General features: G+C 68.8%; 13 protein-coding genes and 1 pseudogene. 4 read left to right on the plus strand and 10 right to left on the minus strand.

The genetic code is table 11. The annotated features are described in order from the left end of the window. From ACJ73U_RS16580 to ACJ73U_RS16590, 3 genes are all read right to left on the minus strand, one after another. Positions 1-1,602, minus strand: a 1,602-nt coding sequence (locus tag ACJ73U_RS16580; RefSeq protein ID WP_407778522.1) for an alpha-L-fucosidase, incomplete at its 3' end; no start/stop codon positions are given. Between the two features lie 57 nt (positions 1,603-1,659). Beyond that, positions 1,660-3,039, minus strand: coding sequence for a glycoside hydrolase family 43 protein (locus ACJ73U_RS16585; RefSeq protein WP_407778523.1), 1,380 nt, complete (start codon positions 3,037-3,039; stop codon positions 1,660-1,662). Positions 3,040-3,471: 432 nt separating this feature from the next. Continuing rightward, entirely contained in the window at positions 3,472-3,675 is a 204-nt protein-coding gene (locus tag ACJ73U_RS16590) for a hypothetical protein (protein WP_407778524.1), read from the minus strand. Positions 3,676-4,633: 958 nt separating this feature from the next. On the opposite strand from ACJ73U_RS16590, the gene ACJ73U_RS16595 reads away from it, so the two are divergent. After that, positions 4,634-5,692 carry a hypothetical protein gene (locus tag ACJ73U_RS16595; RefSeq protein ID WP_407778525.1) on the plus strand — a complete coding sequence of 353 codons (1,059 nt, stop codon included), beginning with the start codon at positions 4,634-4,636 and terminating at the stop codon, positions 5,690-5,692. Positions 5,693-5,964: 272 nt separating this feature from the next. Here ACJ73U_RS16595 and ACJ73U_RS16600 read toward each other — a convergent pair whose 3' ends face one another. Then, a complete protein-coding gene (locus ACJ73U_RS16600) occupies positions 5,965-7,083 on the minus strand; it encodes a Fic family protein (protein WP_407778526.1) in 1,119 nt (372 codons plus the stop codon). Positions 7,084-7,785: 702 nt separating this feature from the next. Here ACJ73U_RS16600 and ACJ73U_RS16605 point away from each other — a divergent pair. Beyond that, positions 7,786-8,073, plus strand: a complete 288-nt coding sequence (locus ACJ73U_RS16605; protein ID WP_407778527.1) for a hypothetical protein — start codon at positions 7,786-7,788, stop codon at positions 8,071-8,073. 168 nt (positions 8,074-8,241) lie between these two features. Further along, complete coding sequence (locus tag ACJ73U_RS16610; RefSeq protein ID WP_407778528.1) at positions 8,242-9,879, plus strand: cellulase family glycosylhydrolase; 1,638 nt, start codon at positions 8,242-8,244, stop codon at positions 9,877-9,879. 77 nt (positions 9,880-9,956) lie between these two features. Here the strand turns inward: ACJ73U_RS16610 and kdpC are convergent, their stop codons facing one another. The 6 genes from kdpC to ACJ73U_RS16640 all read right to left on the minus strand — a co-directional run bounded on the left by kdpC (position 9,957) and on the right by ACJ73U_RS16640 (position 16,441). Continuing rightward, positions 9,957-10,574 carry a K(+)-transporting ATPase subunit C gene (gene kdpC, locus ACJ73U_RS16615; RefSeq protein WP_407778529.1) on the minus strand — a complete coding sequence of 206 codons (618 nt, stop codon included), beginning with the start codon at positions 10,572-10,574 and terminating at the stop codon, positions 9,957-9,959. Between the two features lie 4 nt (positions 10,575-10,578). Then, on the minus strand, positions 10,579-12,609 hold the full coding sequence (kdpB, locus tag ACJ73U_RS16620; RefSeq protein WP_407778530.1) for a potassium-transporting ATPase subunit KdpB: 2,031 nt from the start codon (positions 12,607-12,609) through the stop codon (positions 10,579-10,581). Continuing rightward, positions 12,606-14,267, minus strand: a complete 1,662-nt coding sequence (gene kdpA / locus ACJ73U_RS16625) for a potassium-transporting ATPase subunit KdpA (protein WP_407778531.1) — start codon at positions 14,265-14,267, stop codon at positions 12,606-12,608. The genes kdpB and kdpA overlap by 4 nt, the downstream gene beginning before the upstream one ends. Continuing rightward, positions 14,267-14,368 carry a K(+)-transporting ATPase subunit F gene (kdpF, locus tag ACJ73U_RS16630; protein ID WP_407778532.1) on the minus strand — a complete coding sequence of 34 codons (102 nt, stop codon included), beginning with the start codon at positions 14,366-14,368 and terminating at the stop codon, positions 14,267-14,269. The genes kdpA and kdpF overlap by 1 nt, the downstream gene beginning before the upstream one ends. Before the next feature lie 298 nt (positions 14,369-14,666). Beyond that, complete coding sequence (locus ACJ73U_RS16635; protein WP_407778533.1) at positions 14,667-15,374, minus strand: methyltransferase domain-containing protein; 708 nt, start codon at positions 15,372-15,374, stop codon at positions 14,667-14,669. Continuing rightward, the gene (locus ACJ73U_RS16640; RefSeq protein ID WP_407778534.1) at positions 15,371-16,441 is read right to left on the minus strand and encodes a glycosyltransferase family 9 protein; all 1,071 of its coding nucleotides are present in this window, start codon (positions 16,439-16,441) and stop codon (positions 15,371-15,373) included. Before ACJ73U_RS16640 ends, ACJ73U_RS16635 begins: the two co-directional genes overlap by 4 nt. A 177-nt stretch (positions 16,442-16,618) precedes the next feature. Between ACJ73U_RS16640 and ACJ73U_RS16645 the strand changes: the two are divergent. Then, positions 16,619-16,902, plus strand: a pseudogene (locus ACJ73U_RS16645) (hypothetical protein); the annotation flags it as partial.

Below are 16,902 nucleotides of genomic sequence, written 5' to 3' on the forward strand. Positions count from 1 at the left end.
CGCGACGCTGCCGCCGCTGTCGATGACCAGCCCGGTGGTGACGTTGGCGATCCGCACCCAGCCGGTGGGAGTCGGTCCCGAGCCCGGGCTCGGGACCTGGCCGGAGAAGGTCAGCGTCACGACGTAGGGGGGGGCGCTGTACGGCGCGTTCGACGACGGCATCTGGAGGTGCAGGCCGGAGCCGTCCTGCGTGTGGCCCGGCAGGGTGGTGTAGGTGCCGGCGGTGGCACCCAGCAGCTGCACCGAGGAGAGCGTGCTCAGGTTGATCCGGTTCGAGTTGAGGGTCGTGATGGTGAAGGTGCTGCCCGGCCAACCCAACACGGTCGCGTACAGCACGGTGTTGGCCTTGTCGCGGGTGAACCGGATGTCGGTGTTCGTGCCCGCCACCGGTGTGGTGAAGGAGCCACCGCCCATCTTGGTCGGCCCTTCGCCGTAGACCGACCAGGCGCGGGTGCCGTACACGGACTCGCCGAACCGCTTGAGGTAGTCACCGATGCCGAGCAGGATCGTGCGCTGTCCACTCGGGATGGTGCCGTCCGCCATCGGCGCGATGTTCAGCAGCATGGTGCCGTTCTTGCTGACCCGGTCGATCAGGGCGTGCAGCATCGCGGTGAGCGAGTAGTAGCCGATGCCGACCGTGTAGCACCAGCTGGAGCTGGAGATGCTGTCGTCGGTCAGCCAGTACGGGTTCTGGATGTCGGCCGGGCCGCCCCGCTCGAAGTCGAACACCTCGCCGCGGTTGTCGAACCCGTCCTTGTAGGTGGCGACGACGTCGGAGTTCCAGGCGACGGCCTGGTTGTAGTAGTAGGCGAGGAAGTTCAGGCGCTGCGACTCGTTCACCTGGGTCAGGTTGAAGTCCTGCCAGATGAGGTCGGGATGGTAGCCGTCGACGACCTCCCTGAGCTTGTCGTACCACAGCTGGTTCTCGGCCGCGGCGCCGAGCTGGCCGTAGAGCTTCTTCAACGTCGCGGTGGACTGCGCGGGCACGTGGTCGTAGTAGCCGGTGAAGTGGTACGCGTGGTGCAGCGACACCATGAACCTCAGGCCCTTGCCCCGGATCGCGTCGGCGTGCAGCCGCACCAGGTCCAGCTGTGGACCGGTGCGTGCGGCGTTCCACTCGTTGGCCTGGCTGTTCCACATCGAGTAGCCGTCGTGGTGCTCGGCGACCGGCCCGGCGAACTTCGCGCCGGCGTCGAGGAACAGCTGCGCCCACTCATCCGGGTCGAAGTTCCCGCCCGCGGACCTCAGCTTGGGCGCGAACTGCACCCAGTTGCCGGCCTTGTCCCGGGCGCCGTTGATGAAGTTGTGGTACGGCCACGCCGACGGGTCGCCGTAGACGCTCTTGTGGTGGTTGTTCTCGTTGGACCCGCTGATGTACATGTTGCGCGGGTACCACTCGTTGCCGAACGCGGGGACGCTGAAGACGCCCCAGTGGTAGTAGATGCCGAACTTGGCGTCCTGGAACCACTCCGCGGCCGGTGGGTGCTGGTCGACCGACGACCAGGTCGGGCTGTAGCTGCTCGGGCCGACCGTGGCCAGCGCGGTGCCGGCACGCAGCAGGCCCGCGGCGGCGGCGCCGCTCACACTGATCAGTCGCAGCATCGTACGACGGTCTAAAGAGGACATCGCAGGAAAATCTCCTCGGTAGGAAGGGGTCGGTCAGGCGGTGAACTGCCACCAGTCCACGTTGAACAGGTAGCCGCTGCCGCCGCTGAAGCGGAAGTACAGGTCCTGGGTGCCGGTCACTCCGCTCACCGAGCAGGAGACGGTGGTCCAGTTCTGCCAGCCGCCGGTGCCGGGGACCGTGCACCGGCCGGCCACCGTGCCGTTGGTGCCGCCGAGCCGGAGCTCGATGGTGCCGCCACCGCTCGCGGAGGCCACCCGGGCGGTGAACGACCGCGGGCCGGAGCCGAACGCGACGTTCTTGACCTTGGTCCAGTCCCCGTTCTCGATGTAGCCGACGTTCATGCCGCCCTCGGCGGCGGCTTCGGTCTCGATCCCGGACTCCGCCGCGATGGTCTCGGCCTCCTGGCGGACGTACGGGTTCAGCGTGTCCGCGGCCGGCGCGCCGGCGGTGGTCATGTTGATCGTCGGGATCGTGCCGTCGGAGTTGTAGGAGAACTTCTCGACCGCGACCGACCGGGTGTAGCCGCTACCGCCCGGCAGCGCGCCGTTGTGGTAGAAGAAGTAGCTGCCGCCCTTGTAGTCGACGACGCCGGGGTGGTTGGTGAAGCTCGCGCCCTGGGTCGGCATGACCGTCCCGCGGTAGGTCCACGGCCCGGTCGGTCCCGGTGCGGTCGAGTAGGCGATGAACTCCGAGCAGCACCTCGCGGCGAACACGTTGTAGTACAGGCCGTTCCGCTTGTACACCCACGGGCCTTCCTCGAACAGCGTCGGACGGCTCGCGTTCCCGGTGCGGGTGCCGAAACCCGCCGTGGTGAGGGGAATCTGGGTCGGGGCGCCGGAGTAGGAGACCATGTCGGCGTTCAGCCGGACGTACCACAGGTTCGGGTTGCCCCAGTACAGGTAGGCCTGCCCGTCGTCGTCGATGAAGACCGTCGGGTCGAACTCGCCGTTCTCGACCAGCGGATGTCCGATGGCGTCGTGGAACGGCCCGGTGGGACTGTCCGACACCGCGACGCCGATCGCCATCCGGCCCGTCGCGCGGTCGGTCGTCGGCACGTACCAGTAGAACCTGCCGTTGCGGTAGACGGCCTGCCCCGCCCACGCGTTGGCACTGGCCCAGCTGAAGCTCGCGAGGTTGAGCGGTGACCCGTGGTCGGTCCAGTTGACCATGTCCGACGACGACCACACCCGCCACTCCCGCATGGTGTAGGTGGTCGAGCCGTCCTCGTCGTGCCCGGTGTAGAGGTAGACGCGGCCGTTGTAGACCAGCGGCGCCGGGTCGGCCGTGTAGATGTGCCGCACGATCGGGTTGTCGGCGCTCGCGGGCACCGGGAACAGTGCCAGCAGGCACAGGAAGGCCGTACTCGCGACAGCAGAATGGCGCCGCCAGCGGCGTGATTTCAACGCGCGCATTCCGCGAAAAAGTGCCGCACCGGACATGAGAACCCCATCATCGTTGACGGCGAGCACCCATGCCGGACAAAGGTGCTCGATCAGGCTCGTACATGAATCCCGCAGGTCGTACATGTGAACGCTAACACAGCGTTCAGCAAGCTAACAAGCCATTGTTTCCAGGCAGTTACCGCAAGAAGCTAGCGAAACTTTCGACCGGAAGTGAGCGTGAACATCACCCACTCGACAACGGTGGAAAGCCGGCCCCGACGCGAACGGGTCGGCATTTTCAGTCTCTTTGGAAGCGCTCCCGAAGCACCCGCACTGTTCCCGCGACAGTCGGGGTTCGTTCAGCAGCTCGGAAACGAGACCGAAAGAGCCGCCACCCGTTCACGGGTCCGGCCGATATTTCGCTGTGGACGCCTTCGTCCTGTTGGTGAGCTCCTGTTCCTGTTACGTCCGTTGCTGACCCTGGGCGGCGCGAGGGGGGACCAGGACGGTCGCGCCACCACGCCGGGTCGCGGCCACCGACACCAACCGGCCCGAGTTCGGCGCACCGCACGCGACGACCCGGTCCGCGACAACCGGCGCACCCACACGGATGACGGCAGCCCGGGTCGCGTCGACCAGGTCCACGGCGGCGATCAGCTCTGTCACGGGCGGTTCACCTCGACTCGCGCAACGCAAACAACATATGTATGTGTAGAGGAGGTGTGCCGCAAAGTCCAGTGTTCCGCGCCGCACTCCGCCACCGAACCGCATTGACCTGCGCATATCTACGGGATCCGCGTGAGTGCTCCGCGCAGACATCTCATGTTTGGTTGACGCGACAACCGCTTCGTCGCACCCGAGCCGCCCAGAAGAGGTGCCAGCGCGGGCCACCGTCCGGAGAGGCTCGGACGCGGTGGTGCGGCGATGGTGAGCGTGGCGGTGGACACCGTGCTCGACCGCGCTCCAGTTCTACCAGCCGAACGGCCACGCGGTCACCCCTACCGGGCGAGGAACTCCTACGCACACGGAGGGGTCCGGGTTTCTCACGCCTACAGTTCGCGAACCCCGCCGCCCTCGGAATCCGAGAAGTTCACAGCAATGAAAACGCAGCGCTCTCAATATGTATCCGACCGATCAGGAAATCGAGTCGGCAAGTGGTCCGAATTCGCCTCGCTCGAGTCCCCCACTCGACCTTTGCCCCTCGCGCGGACGAGGGCATGCGGGCGTGCGGCACCCGAGTCATGTGCTGTGCCAGCGAAGGACGCATGTCGCGAGGCGGAAGCCGATGTGACACAGGCCTGGTGACGCGCGGCTGAGCCGGCCGCGGACGCCGTCCGGCCGGTCCTGGAGGCACCGCGAGCCCAGGACAGCCTCGCATCTCACCTTTGCGAGGCGAACAGGACATGTCATCACAGGGAGGCCTACGGCCACGAGCCCTTGACCATCACGATCGCGTTGCAATCATCATGGCTGCATATGTTACGTTCTGGCCAATCTGCCTGCGGAAATGCGGCAGAAACGAACACTCATACGACAACGATATGCACTTTTGGTGTACCGATGCATGCACCATGCTGAGTAAAGGGCAAGCTCGGCGGGCGACGTTCGGCAGGAAGGGGCGCCGGTGGAAGCTGCGTGGGCACTGACCTTCCACGACCTTCACCCGGACGCCCAGCAAGTGGTGCTCGCATGCGCGGTGCTCGACAATCCCTCGATCTCACTGGTCAGCGCGGCCGCGGTGACCGGCTCTCGGGTGCCACGCCTGATCGAGCTCCTGGCGGTCGCCGCTGAAGCCGGGTGGGGCCGCGTCATCGACGATCGGTTCGACGTGACCGCCGATGCCCGCGCCTACCTGCGACAACGGGTCCTGGCGATGCCGGCGGACGCCGTACAGCTCGTGCTCGACCGGACGGCGGCGGCGGTCATCAGCGTGACCGACGGCTCCACGGCGGTGACCCCGGCACTACGTGGCGACATGATCGGCCTGGTGCGAGCGGCGAACCGGCTGGGTGCCGTCGGCATGGCCACCCAGGTCGCGCGGGCAGCGTGGCGGACCGCCACCTCGGCGGTCGACCTCGACTGGTGCCGGCAGCTGGCCGAGCACGGCGAGGAAGCCGCCATCACCAGCCGGGATCCGGCTCTTCTCGTGCAACTGCTCGACGCCAGCGCGAGGACCTATTCCGCCGCCGGCGACTGGCAGGCCGCGGAGCGCGCCTGGTTGAGGGCCCTCGCGGTTCTCGACAAGACCGGCGACTCCGCCCGGTTCGTCGACTTCCTCGAGTCGCTCGCGGCGAACTACCGCGGTTGGGGGCGCCTGCACAAGACGGCTGACACCCTGCTCGAGATCGTCGCGCTCCGGCGCCGGGAAGGCGACCCCGTGAAGACCGCCGAAGCTCTGGCCGCGGTCGGTTCCACCATGTTCGACGCCGGCCGGCTCGACGCCGCCGGCCAGTACCTCGAGCGCGCGGCCCGGCTGCTGCGGGAACTGCCCGACGACAGGCCGGGTGCCCGAACTCGGCATGCCATCGTGCTCGGCGACCTCGGCCGCGTGCACGCACGGCAGGGCGCGATCAACACCGCCCGCACCTGCTATCACCAAGCCCTGGGGTTGGCCCTGGACATCGGCGACAGCGCGGTCGCCACGCGAATACGAGAACTGCAGTCAGCGCTCCCGTCGACGTGACCGATGGTCCTGGGGCTCACCGCCGGAACAGTCCGAGCAACGCACCGACCAGCTGGGTCAGCGCGACGGCTCCCTGCACGAGCAGGAGGCGGGTGGGCCAGACGGAGTGGGGCGTCGCGCGCTTCGCGTCGCGACGGACGGTGGAGTGCCGTCGTCGCCCACATGCTCGTCGACAACGAGGTGAGTCACGCGGAAGGCGCCGAGGGTCGAGAAAGGACATCGGCTTGTTCGTCCGATCGGGAATGAGGAGTTTCGTGAGGTGGGCACGTCACCTACTTCTCGGTGACGTGGAGGTCCCTTTCCGGGGTCATGCCGGTGTACAGGTCGAGCGCCCGGCAAACGTCCTTCACCTCGTAGATCTTGGTTTTCCTGAGAACCTCGACATGTTCGACGAACTCCAGCTCCTCGGCCTTCAGCAGGAGTTCACGAGCACGTTTCGCCGTGAAACTGCACCTGTCGGCGATGAGCTGGCTCGTGACGACCTGGAAGCGCGGGAGGATGGCGACGAGACGAGCGAATCCGTCCCGGCGCTTGTCGGCTTTCACTGTTCGCATGTACTTGTTGATGTAGCGCTCGGGCAACTGCGCGAGCTCCCGCACGACGCGTAACTGGTACCCACACTGTTCGGCGAAGCCATCAGCGAAGAACCGCACCCAACTGTTGAAGTCCGAACTTCGCACGACGTGCTGGTGCAACTCGTGGAATTCGGCACGGTTCCGGTCGATGTGCACTGACACCGGCAGGATCTGGTCCTGCAACACACCACTCCTGATCAGTTCAAGCGTGACGTAGACGTGCAGCAGGTCGGCCGTGTTCGTGAACGGATCGAGGGTGAACAGCTGGAACGCGCCCAACGCGACCTTGTCGACGAAGGTCATCTCCAGGGGACTGTCCATCCACGCGAACAGCTGCTCGGCCCCGGCGCGCAGATCGGCGCCCGGTGGCGTGGCGGAAAGGTAGGCCTGCTCGGGAGAGCCGCCGAACCACCGCGGAGTCGTTCGCCACGGGAGCTCCTCCTCCGGGGCGGATCCTGCCGACAGGCCGGCCAGGTCCCGTGCCACTCGCTTGAGGACCTCCGCGACGGGCTCCTCGCGCACATCGCGTGTCGCCTCCCCCATGACCTTCACATAGCGCGCGACGTTGTACGGCAGCTGCTGCCGCATCCCCTCGTCCGGAAGGTCGATGCTCGCGAGCTCCCGGTTGGTCACCGGGATACCCCGGAACGCCAGCATGCTCTGGATCTCGTGGCGCTGAGTCGGACGCACCAGTACGTTCCGATCAGGCAAACCGGCCGTAGCCTCGTAAAGACGACCAAGTGTGTGGTCGGCCCACGACCTTCGTTGTTGTGTCAGCGGATCCGGCTCCAGGCTCGACGGCAGCGGCTTGGGCACGAACGAACCCTCCTTCCTCAAATGATCAGGTATGCCGTCCGCGCGGTCCGGGAGGACCCACCAACCAGACGCCGTGGACTCGTATTTGGGCATACTCATAGACCCTAAAAGAGCCCCATATCGTTCGTAAGCCGCGTCAAGATCAACAAATGTCGCCCTGCTCACCCGTCGGCCGTTGCCCATCGCACGGAAGCAGCCAGACACCCTTCGACGAAGAAGGCCAGGTCAGCCCCAACCTCGCCCTCCCTGACGCGGGTGCCGCATCCTCGCCACACAGCTCGGATTCATCCCGCAAAGCCTCCACCCAGGCGCCGCCCAATGTCGACGGTTCCAGGATATCGAGATCAAGACCCGAAAGAATTACACCCGATTGGATGACACGCGGTATCGGGAATACTTAGCGATCCTCAGGACCAGCGGCTCCGATTCCCGCCAACCGGCATCCTACCGGTGCGGTCACCAAACAAGGAGGTATACGCGGCGTCATCCGTTCGCATGCACGTAGGGTGACCACGAAGGAATGCATACTCTTCTGCAGGTGCAGGGAGTCCTGGAATATGCAATTGCAGATAACACTGTGTCACGCCCGTCCGCACAAGAACGCGCTCACGCCACGCGGCTCTCCTCGGCATCCGGGGCGACCCGGCGGTCACCGGCGAGCCCGCGCACGCGGACCCCCAAGCGCGGAAGAAGGCGGCGCCGATGGTCGCCGCCGTGGCCTCCGGCACCCCCCGCGGCGACCGACTGGCGGCCTCCCGCCACGCCATCCTGGCGAAGAGCCGGTCGGCTCCGCCGGGCACCGTGAAGTTGACCTTCTCCACCGCCCGGGCTCATCCCGGCCCACGCGGCGGCCCTCGTCACGGCGGCCGCGGCCGAGCGTGGACCGAACGACAGGCGGACGACCTCCTCGCCGGCGTGCTCCGCGAACTGGACCCGTGGAGCACGGAAATCCGCACGCTCGCCCACCTCGCCGCCCACCGCGACCGCTGACCCGTCATCTCCTCCCGGTGGGTGTTCCTTCGCCGGTCCGCGTGCCGTCACGCGCGCGGCGGCACGCGGACCGTGGTTCTTTGTCGGAAAGGCCCGACTGGCGGTACCGGCGGGAGAACCGAAAGTTACGCTGGGAGCGCTCCCAATTGACCAAGGAACGGGATCCGAATGAACAGAGTCGTTCTTCGGGCGGCGGTTCTGGCTGTGCTCGCCGCCCTGTGTTCGGTGTTCGTCAGTGTGCCGGGTGCTCAGTCCGCGCCTGCGGGGTTGCGGGTCAGCGGTACCCGCGTGGTGGAGGCCAACGGGGCCACGTTCGTGATGCGGGGGGTCAGCCACGCGCATGTCTGGTACCCCACCCAGACCGGTTCGTTCGCCAACATTAAAGCCATGGGCGCCAACACGATTCGGGTGGTGCTCGGCAGCGGGCAGCGGTGGGGGCCGTCCACCGACGTCGCGAGCGTCGTCGCGCTGTGCAAGCAGAACCGGCTGATCTGCGTGCTCGAGGCGCACGACACGACCGGGTACGGCGAGGACGGGGCGGCCGCGACGCTCGACCAGGCCGTCACCTACTGGATCAGCCAGAAGAGCGCGCTGGTCGGGCAGGAGGACTACGTCGTCCTCAACATCGGGAACGAGCCGTTCGGGAACAACGCGACGGTGAGTGCCACGTGGGCGACGGCGACGGCCAATGCGGTCAGCCGCCTGCGCGGCAACGGGTTCCACCACCTGATCATGGCCGACGCGCCGATGTGGGGGCAGGACTGGCAGAACATCATGCGGGACAACGCGGCGTCGGTGGAGGCGGCCGACCCGGACCACAACACGCTGTTCTCCATCCACATGTACGGCGTGTACGACACGGCCGCGGAGATCAACGCCTACTTCGACGCGTTCCGGACCGCCGGGCTGCCGCTGGTGGTCGGCGAGTTCGGGTTCAACCACTCCGACGGCAACCCCGACGAGGACACGATCATGGCGCAGGCCCAGGCCCGCGGGCTCGGCTACCTCGGCTGGTCGTGGAGCGGCAACGGCGGCGGCGTCGAGTACCTCGACATGGTGACCAACTTCGACCCGGCGCAGCTCACCTCGTGGGGTGACCGGATCTTCAACGGCGCCAACGGGATCAGGGCCACCGCCAGGGAGGCGACGATCTATGGTGGCGGGTCGGCGGACACGCAGGCGCCGACCACGCCGGGGACCCCGACCGCGTCCGGCGTGACCGCCGGCTCGGCGGCGCTCAGCTGGAGCGCGGCCACCGACAACGTCGGCGTGACCGGTTACGAGATCCTGCGCGCGGCGGGGACGAGCGGCGGCACGTTCACCTCCGTCGGCACCAGTGCGACGACGTCGTTCACCGCGACCGGGCTGTCGCCCTCGACGTCGTACCGGTTCGCGGTGCGGGCGCGGGACGCGGCCGGGAACACCTCGGCGAACTCGGGCGCGGTCACCGTGACCACGCAGGCCGGTCCGGCGACCGGTCCGTGCCGGGTCACCTACCAGGCGTCGAACTGGGGCGGGTCCAGCGGCTTCACCGCCACCGTGACGATCGCGAACACCGGCACCACGGCGATCAACGGCTGGACGCTGAAGTTCACCTTCCCGAGCAGCCAGCGGGTGACCGCGGGCTGGGGCGCGACCTTCACCCAGGCCACCGGCAGCGCGGCGGTGTCGGCGGTGAACCTGGACTACGACGGCACGATCGCGCCGAACGCCTCGGTCGGGATCGGCTTCAACGGCACGTACTCCGGCAGCAACCCGGCGGTCACGGCGTTCACGCTGAACGACCTCGCCTGCGCGACCGCCTGACGGGCCGGTCCGGGGTGGTCGCGCAGGCGATCACCCCGAACCGTTGTCCACCGCCGAGGGGGACCCGCCGCCGGGGCTCACCGCTTCGCGGCCTGGACCGCGAGGTTGAGCTCCAGGACGTGCACGCCCGGCTCGCCCACGAAGCCGAGGTCGCGGCCGTCGGTGTGCTCGGCGACCAGCGCGCGGACCCGCTCCCGCGACAACCCGTTCTCGCGGGCCACCCTGGGCACCTGCAGCTCCGCGTAGGCCGGGCTGATGTCCGGGTCCAGGCCGGACCCCGAGGCGGTGACGGCGTCGGCCGGCACCCGCGCCGGGGTGACGCCCTCGCGCTTCGCGATGATGTCCTCGCGTGCCCTGATGGTCGCGACCAGGTCCGGGTTGAACCCGCCCTCGTTGGAGCCGCCGGAAGTCGACGCGTCGGCCGGGCCGAGGCCGTCGCCGTCCCGCGCGGTGGCCGACGGGCGGGTGTGGAAGTACGGGTCGTGGTTCGGGTCCCCGGCGACCGCGTCGATGCCGATCAGGTCCGAGCCGACGGTCCGCCCGGCCACCGTGACGACCGAGCCTTCCGCGCCGGCCCGCAGGCCGGGGAGCCGGCTGACCACCCACACGCCGAGCGGGTAGACGACTCCGGTGAGGACGGTCAGCACGAGCAGGATCCGCAGCCCAGCGAGTGTCTGCCTGGCCAGCGAGTTCATTCGATCACATTCCCGGGATGAGTCGGACGAGGAGGTCGACGAGCCAGATGCCGGCGAACGGCGTGACGATGCCGCCGATCCCGTAGACCAACAGGTTTCTGCGCAGCAGCGCCGAGGCGGTGGACGGTCGGTACCGCACACCCCGCAACGCCAGCGGGATCAGCGCCACGATGATCAACGCGTTGAAGATCACCGCGGACAGGACCGCCGAGCTGGGCGAGTGCAGGTGCATGATGTTCAGCCTGTCCAGCTGCGGGAAGATGCCCGCGAACATGGCCGGCAGGATCGCGAAGTACTTCGCGAGGTCGTTCGCCACGCTGAACGTGGTGAGCGCGCCGCGGGTGATCAGCAGCTGCTTGCCGATCTCGACGATCTCGATCAGCTTCGTCGGGTCCGAGTCGAGGTCGACCATGTTGCCGGCCTCCTTGGCCGCCATGGTGCCCGAGTTCATCGCCACGCCGACGTCCGACTGGGCCAGCGCGGGGGCGTCGTTGGTGCCGTCACCGGTCATCGCGACCAGCCGGCCGCCCTCCTGCTCCTTGCGGATCAGCGCCATCTTGTCCTCCGGCCTGGCCTCCGCGAGGAAGTCGTCCACACCGGACTCCGCCGCGATCGCCCTGGCGGTCAACGGGTTGTCACCGGTGATCATGACCGTGCGGATGCCCATCTGGCGCAGCTCGGCGAACCGCTCCCGCATGGCCGGCTTCACCACGTCGGACAGCCGGATGACGCCGAGCAGGGTGTCGTTCTCGGCCACCACCAGCGGAGTGCCGCCGGCGGCGCTGATCCCGTCCACGATCCGCCGAGAGTCCTCGGTGCCGGGGAAGGCACTCGCGGCGCCCTTGCGGATGCGGCGGTCGCCGATGTCGATGCCGCTCATCCTGGTCTGCGCGGTGAACGGCACGAACTCGTGCGGCTCGGTGACCTCGACCGGTCCGCCGCACAGGTCGAGCACGCTGCGCCCCTCCGGGGTGCCGTCGGCGATGCTCGCCAGCCGCGCCGCCGCCCTGAGGGCCGCCATCGTGCTGCCGGGCAGCGGGATCAGCTCGGTGGCCCGGCGGTTGCCGAAGGTGATGGTGCCGGTCTTGTCCAGCAGCAGCGTGGACACGTCCCCGGCCGCCTCGACCGCCCTGCCCGAGGTCGCGAGGACGTTGCGCTGCACCAACCTGTCCATGCCGGCGATGCCGATCGCCGACAGCAGCGCGCCGATCGTGGTGGGGATCAGGCACACCAGTAGCGCGGTCAGCACGATCACCGACTGCGTGCTGCCGGAGTAGCTCGCCACCGGCTGCAGCGAGACCACCGCGAGCAGGAAGATGATCGTCAGCGTGGACAGCAGGATCGTCAACGCGATCTCGTTCGGCGTCTTCTGCCGCGCCGCACCCTCGACCAGCGCGATCATCCGGTCCACGAAGGTCTCCCCCGGCCTCGTCGTGACCCGCACGACGATCCGGTCGGACAGCACGGTCGTGCCGCCGGTGACCGACGAGAAGTCGCCACCGGACTCGCGGATCACCGGCGCGGACTCGCCGGTGATGGCCGACTCGTCGACCGTCGCGATGCCCTCGACCACCTCGCCGTCGCCGGGGACGACCTCGCCGGGCCCGACCACGACGAGGTCGCCGACCCGCAACGCCACGCCGGGCACGGTTTCCTCGTCACCGTGCGCGGTGAGCCGCCGTGCGACCGTCTCCTTCCTGCTCCGCCGCAGGGTTTCCGCCTGCGCCTTGCCCCGGCCCTCGGCGACCGCCTCCGCCAGGTTGGCGAACAGCACGGTGAACCACAGCCACAGCGCGACGCCGACGCTGAACACACCCGGGTCGCCGATCGCGAACACCGTGACGAGCACCGAGCCGACCCAGACCACGAACATGACCGGGTTGCGCGACTGGTGGCGGGGGTCGAGCTTGCGCACGGCGTCCGGGAACGACGTCACCAGCTGCCGCGGATTGAACACGCCCGCGCTGAGGCGGCCCGCCTTCTCCGTGTCCCGCCGCGGCTTCGGCGTAGTGCGGGACTTCTCGATCGTTGTCATGCGAGGGCCTCCGCGATGGGACCGAGAGCGAGTGCCGGGATGAACGTCAGCGCCGCGACGAGCAGGACCGTGCCGGTGAGCATGGTGGGGAACAGCGCGCCGGTGGTCGGCAGCGTGCCCGAGGTCTGCGGCACCTTCTTCTGGCCCGCCAGCGATCCGGCCAGGCACAGCACGGCCAGGATCGGGACGAACCGGCCGAGCAGCATGCAGATCGCCAGCGAGGACTGGAACCACGGGCTGGTGACCGTGATGCCGGCGAACGCGCTGCCGTTGTTGTTCGACGCCGAGGTGTAGGCGTAGAGCACCTCGGACCAGCCGTGGACCCCGTCGTTGGCCAGGTGTCCCGGCGTGCCCGACAGCATGATCGCGAGGCCCGCGCCGAGCAGCAGCACGGTCGGCATCGCCAGGATCGCGAGCGCCGACGCGGTCACCTCGCGCCGGCCCAGCTTCTTGCCCAGGTACTCCGGCGTCCGCCCGACCATCAGACCGGCCAGGAACATCGCGATGACCGCCACCACCAGGATGCTGTACAGCCCGGTGCCGACACCGCCCGGTGACAGCTCGCCGAACAGCATGTTCAGGAGCGTGCCCCCGCCGCCGAGGCCGGAGTAGCTGTCGTGCATGGAGTTCACGGCGCCGGTCGAGGTGCCGGTGGTGGCGTCGGCGAACAACACCGAGCCGGCGATGCCGAACCGGACCTCCTTGCCCTCCATGTTCCCACCGGCCAGCAACGCGGCCGGACCGTTCGGGTGCGCCTCGGCCCACCAGATCACCGTCAGCATGCCGGCCCACAGCACACCCATCACCGACAGCAGCGCGTAACCCTGCTTCGTGTTCCCGACCAGCCGGCCGAACGTCCTCGTCAGCGACACCGGGATGACCAGCAGCAGGAAGATCTCGATGAGGTTGGTCCAGCCGTTCGGGTTCTCGAACGGGTGCGCGGAGTTGGCGTTGAGGACGCCGCCGCCGTTCGTGCCCAGCTCCTTGATCGCCTCCTGCGAGGCCACCGGGGCGAGCGCGATCCGGTGACCCCGACCGTCCACAGTGGTCACGTCGAGGCTGGACCGGAGGCTCTGCACCACGCCCAGCGCGACCAGCACGATCGCGAAGAGGAACGCCATCGGCAGCAGGATCCGGACCGTGCCCCGGGTGAGGTCGACCCAGAAGTTGCCGAGCCGGTCGGTCCTCGACCGGACGAAGCCGCGGACCAGCGCGGTCGCCACGGCCAGACCGACCGCCGCCGACAGGAAGTTCTGCACCGTCAACCCGAGCATCTGGACCGCGTGGCCCATGACCTGTTCGGGGACGTAGGACTGCCAGTTCGTGTTGGTGACGAAGCTGACCGCGGTGTTGAACGCGATGCCCGGGTCGACCGACCCATGACCGAACCCGAAGGGCAGCAACGGTTGCAGTCGCTGGATCAGGTACAGCGACACGACCGACACGAACGAGAACCCGAGCACGCCGGCGGCGTAGCTCCGCCAGTTCTGCTCGGCGTCCGGGTGCACCCGCACCGCCCGGTAGATCACGCGCTCGATCCGCAGATGGCGCTCGCTGGTGAACACCCGCGCCATGTGATCGCCGAGCGGCCGGTACACGACGGCCAGCGCCAGCACGAGAAGGCCGACCTGCAGCAGGCCGGCTGCGGTCGCGGACATCAGAACTTCCCCGGCCGGACCAGAGCCACGAACAGGTAGACGACCAGCAGCAGCGCGAGCACGCCGCCGATCACGTTCGCCACGCCGCCGGTGCCGCTCACAACCGCTCCAAGCCGCGCAACGTCAGCACGAGTACCGCGAAGCCGGCGACCAGCAGCACGGCGTAGGCCAGATCGGCCATCTGCCCATGCCCCTTCCACACGTGGCCACCCCGTCGGCGGCCAACCGGACGCGAGCATGCCGCCGGCCGAGGGCGGCGCCAAGGTGGTCTGACGCAACCTTGACGCGGAAGCGGTGCGTTTTTACGGGATCCAGACGCGGCCCGCCGGTCGGCTCACGCGACTGTTCATCCACTGTGGAGCGCGTCGGTGACTTCGAGCGGGAATTTCCCCGTGTGGGCTAGTCGAAGAATCGGGCCAGGTGCTGTGGCGACGGATTTGGATCATTCTCCGCCAGCGGGGTCAGGTCCGCGAAAATACTGGCGCCGTCGCAGCCGGCGTGCAGGGGGAACCACCGGCGATCATTTCCGGGGCGGGCGCAGATTCCCTTGATCGTCTGCACGTCGAGCAACCGGACGTGCGTCGGGTCGGCCACGGCGTTCACGTAGCGCCACCACGGTGACAGCACGTGCAGGATGCCGCCCGGCCGGAGCACCCGGTGGCACTCGTCCACCAGCGGCAGGAAGTCGATCAGGTGCTCCAGCACGTGCACGGCGAAGATCCGGTCCGCCGAGTCGTCCGGGAACGGCAGGCCGTCGGTGAGGTCGGTGACGACGTCCACGCTGGGCGTCGGCCGCACGTCCACGCCGATGTTCCCCGGGTACTGCTTGGTGTCGCCGCAGCCCAGGTCCAGGATCGTCGGCTCGCGGCCGGCGACGGCCACCCGGTCCCACACCGCCAGCACCCCGGCCAGCTGGCCGAGCAGCTCACGCAGCACCGCCAGCTGCTCGTGCGTCGCCACCGACCCGGTCAGGTGTGCGACACCGTGCCGGAAGGTGAGGTCCACCTCGAGCCCGCGCACCCGGTCGTCGTGGCGGAGCAGGCCGAGTGCCGCGGCACACAGGTGCTCGTCCTGGCGTTCCAGCCGCGTGTCCGACAGTGGCGTCACGACAACTCTCCGTTCAGCAGATCCGACAACTCCGCCCACACCTCGTCGACCGTGACCTCGGCCACGAACGACACGTCGTGCGGGCAACGGGGCAGGTCGACGCGGGTGCAGTCCCGGCCGCACACCGGGCATTCCCTGGTCCACGACATCGCGATCCGGTCCCGGCCGCGGCCGAGCGGGCCGCCGGTGATCACGTTGCCGATCCAGTAGACGCCGACGGTCGCCGTGCCGACCGCCTGCGCCATGTGCCGCGGGCCGGAGTCGTTGCCGACGAACACGTCCGCGGCGGCCAGCACGCCGCACAGGGTGCCGAGGTCCAGGTCAGGCAGCTCGCGGACGCCCGGGGCGGCGGCGACCTGCTCCCGTTCGGCGGCCGAGCCGACGACCACGACACCGCGGCCCAGCTCGGTGCACCGCTTCGCGACCTCGGCGAAGTGGTCCGCCGGCCAGTGCCGCCGCGGATCGGTGGCGCCGGGGTGGATGACCACCAGCGGCCTGGGCAGGCCGTCGAGGACCCGCCGCGCCGACTCCCGGTCCGCCTCGGTCAGCGGCAGCTCCGGTTGGAGGGTCACGGGTGCCGCGCCGGCCAGCGCGACGACCTCCAGCGCGCGGATGATCTCCGACTGGTAGAGCCGGTAGGGCATCGACCTGGTCAGCGGCGGCGCGTCCGGGGTGCGGCAGCCCACGCTCCACCGGGCGCCGAGCCGGCCGAGCAGCCGGTTCGACCACCGGCCGCCGCCGTGCAGCTGCACCCCCAGGTCCACCGGGCCGACCCGGCGGAGGAAGTCCTCGGGCACGTCGTCGGGCACCGGCACGCCGGCGGGCTCGAACAGGCCCTTCGCCGGCGGCAGCGGCACGACCTCGGTCACCGGGCCGGGCCGCCCGTCGAGCAGCGCGGCGTGCGCGGCGGTGCCCAGCAGGACGATCCGCGCGTCCGGGTAGGCGGCGGCGAGCGCGTGGAGCGCGGGCACGGCGAAGATCAGGTCGCCGAGGCCACCGCCCCGCACGACCGCGATGCGGCGCACGTCTGGCCAGCGCTCCCGGGTCGGAGCCACTCCGGTGTTCATGGTCTGACTCGTACCCCGCCAGCGGCGGTCCAACCGAACGAGTCGGAAACCACCGGAGAAAACGGACGGACATTATTTCAATTCGGTCAGTTGTGGACGCATTTGTGTATTGCGCAACCTTTGAAGGACTCCCGCGTTGGTGAGAATATGGAAGTGGTACCGGAAAGGAGCTTCGGAATGTCCGATTCCACAGGCATCCGGAAATTCCCGAGCGGCGCGGTTCTCGCCGGGTTCGACGGGTCGGGGGTAGCTCGCAACGCCGCGCTGTGGGCCGCGGCGGAGGCGTACGGTCGAGGGCGCCCACTCGTGCTCGCCCGTGCCTACGAGCGGCCTATCTGGAACGACGCCGACCCGCAGCCGGACGACGCCCGGGCGTGGCACTGCGACCACTCGCTGCGGGTGCTGGCGGACGAGTGCCGGGCGCGTCACCCGGAGGTGGCGATCAGCACGTCCACCCGCTC

This window comes from Actinophytocola sp., from assembly GCF_045807065.1.
Classification (GTDB): Bacteria; Actinomycetota; Actinomycetes; order Mycobacteriales; family Pseudonocardiaceae; genus Actinophytocola.

Bases quoted from the DNA above. Each gene is read 5' to 3' on its own strand.
- ACJ73U_RS16585 (WP_407778523.1), bottom strand. From the start codon at position 3,039: ATGCGCGCGTTGAAATCACGCCGCTGGCGGCGCCATTCTGCTGTCGCG.
- ACJ73U_RS16605 (WP_407778527.1), top strand. From the start codon at position 7,786: ATGGTCGCCGCCGTGGCCTCCGGCACCCCCCGCGGCGACCGACTGGCG.
- ACJ73U_RS16610 (WP_407778528.1), top strand. From the start codon at position 8,242: ATGAACAGAGTCGTTCTTCGGGCGGCGGTTCTGGCTGTGCTCGCCGCC.
- kdpC (WP_407778529.1), bottom strand. From the start codon at position 10,574: ATGAACTCGCTGGCCAGGCAGACACTCGCTGGGCTGCGGATCCTGCTC.
- kdpB (WP_407778530.1), bottom strand. From the start codon at position 12,609: ATGACAACGATCGAGAAGTCCCGCACTACGCCGAAGCCGCGGCGGGAC.
- kdpA (WP_407778531.1), bottom strand. From the start codon at position 14,267: ATGTCCGCGACCGCAGCCGGCCTGCTGCAGGTCGGCCTTCTCGTGCTG.
- ACJ73U_RS16640 (WP_407778534.1), bottom strand. From the start codon at position 16,441: ATGAACACCGGAGTGGCTCCGACCCGGGAGCGCTGGCCAGACGTGCGC.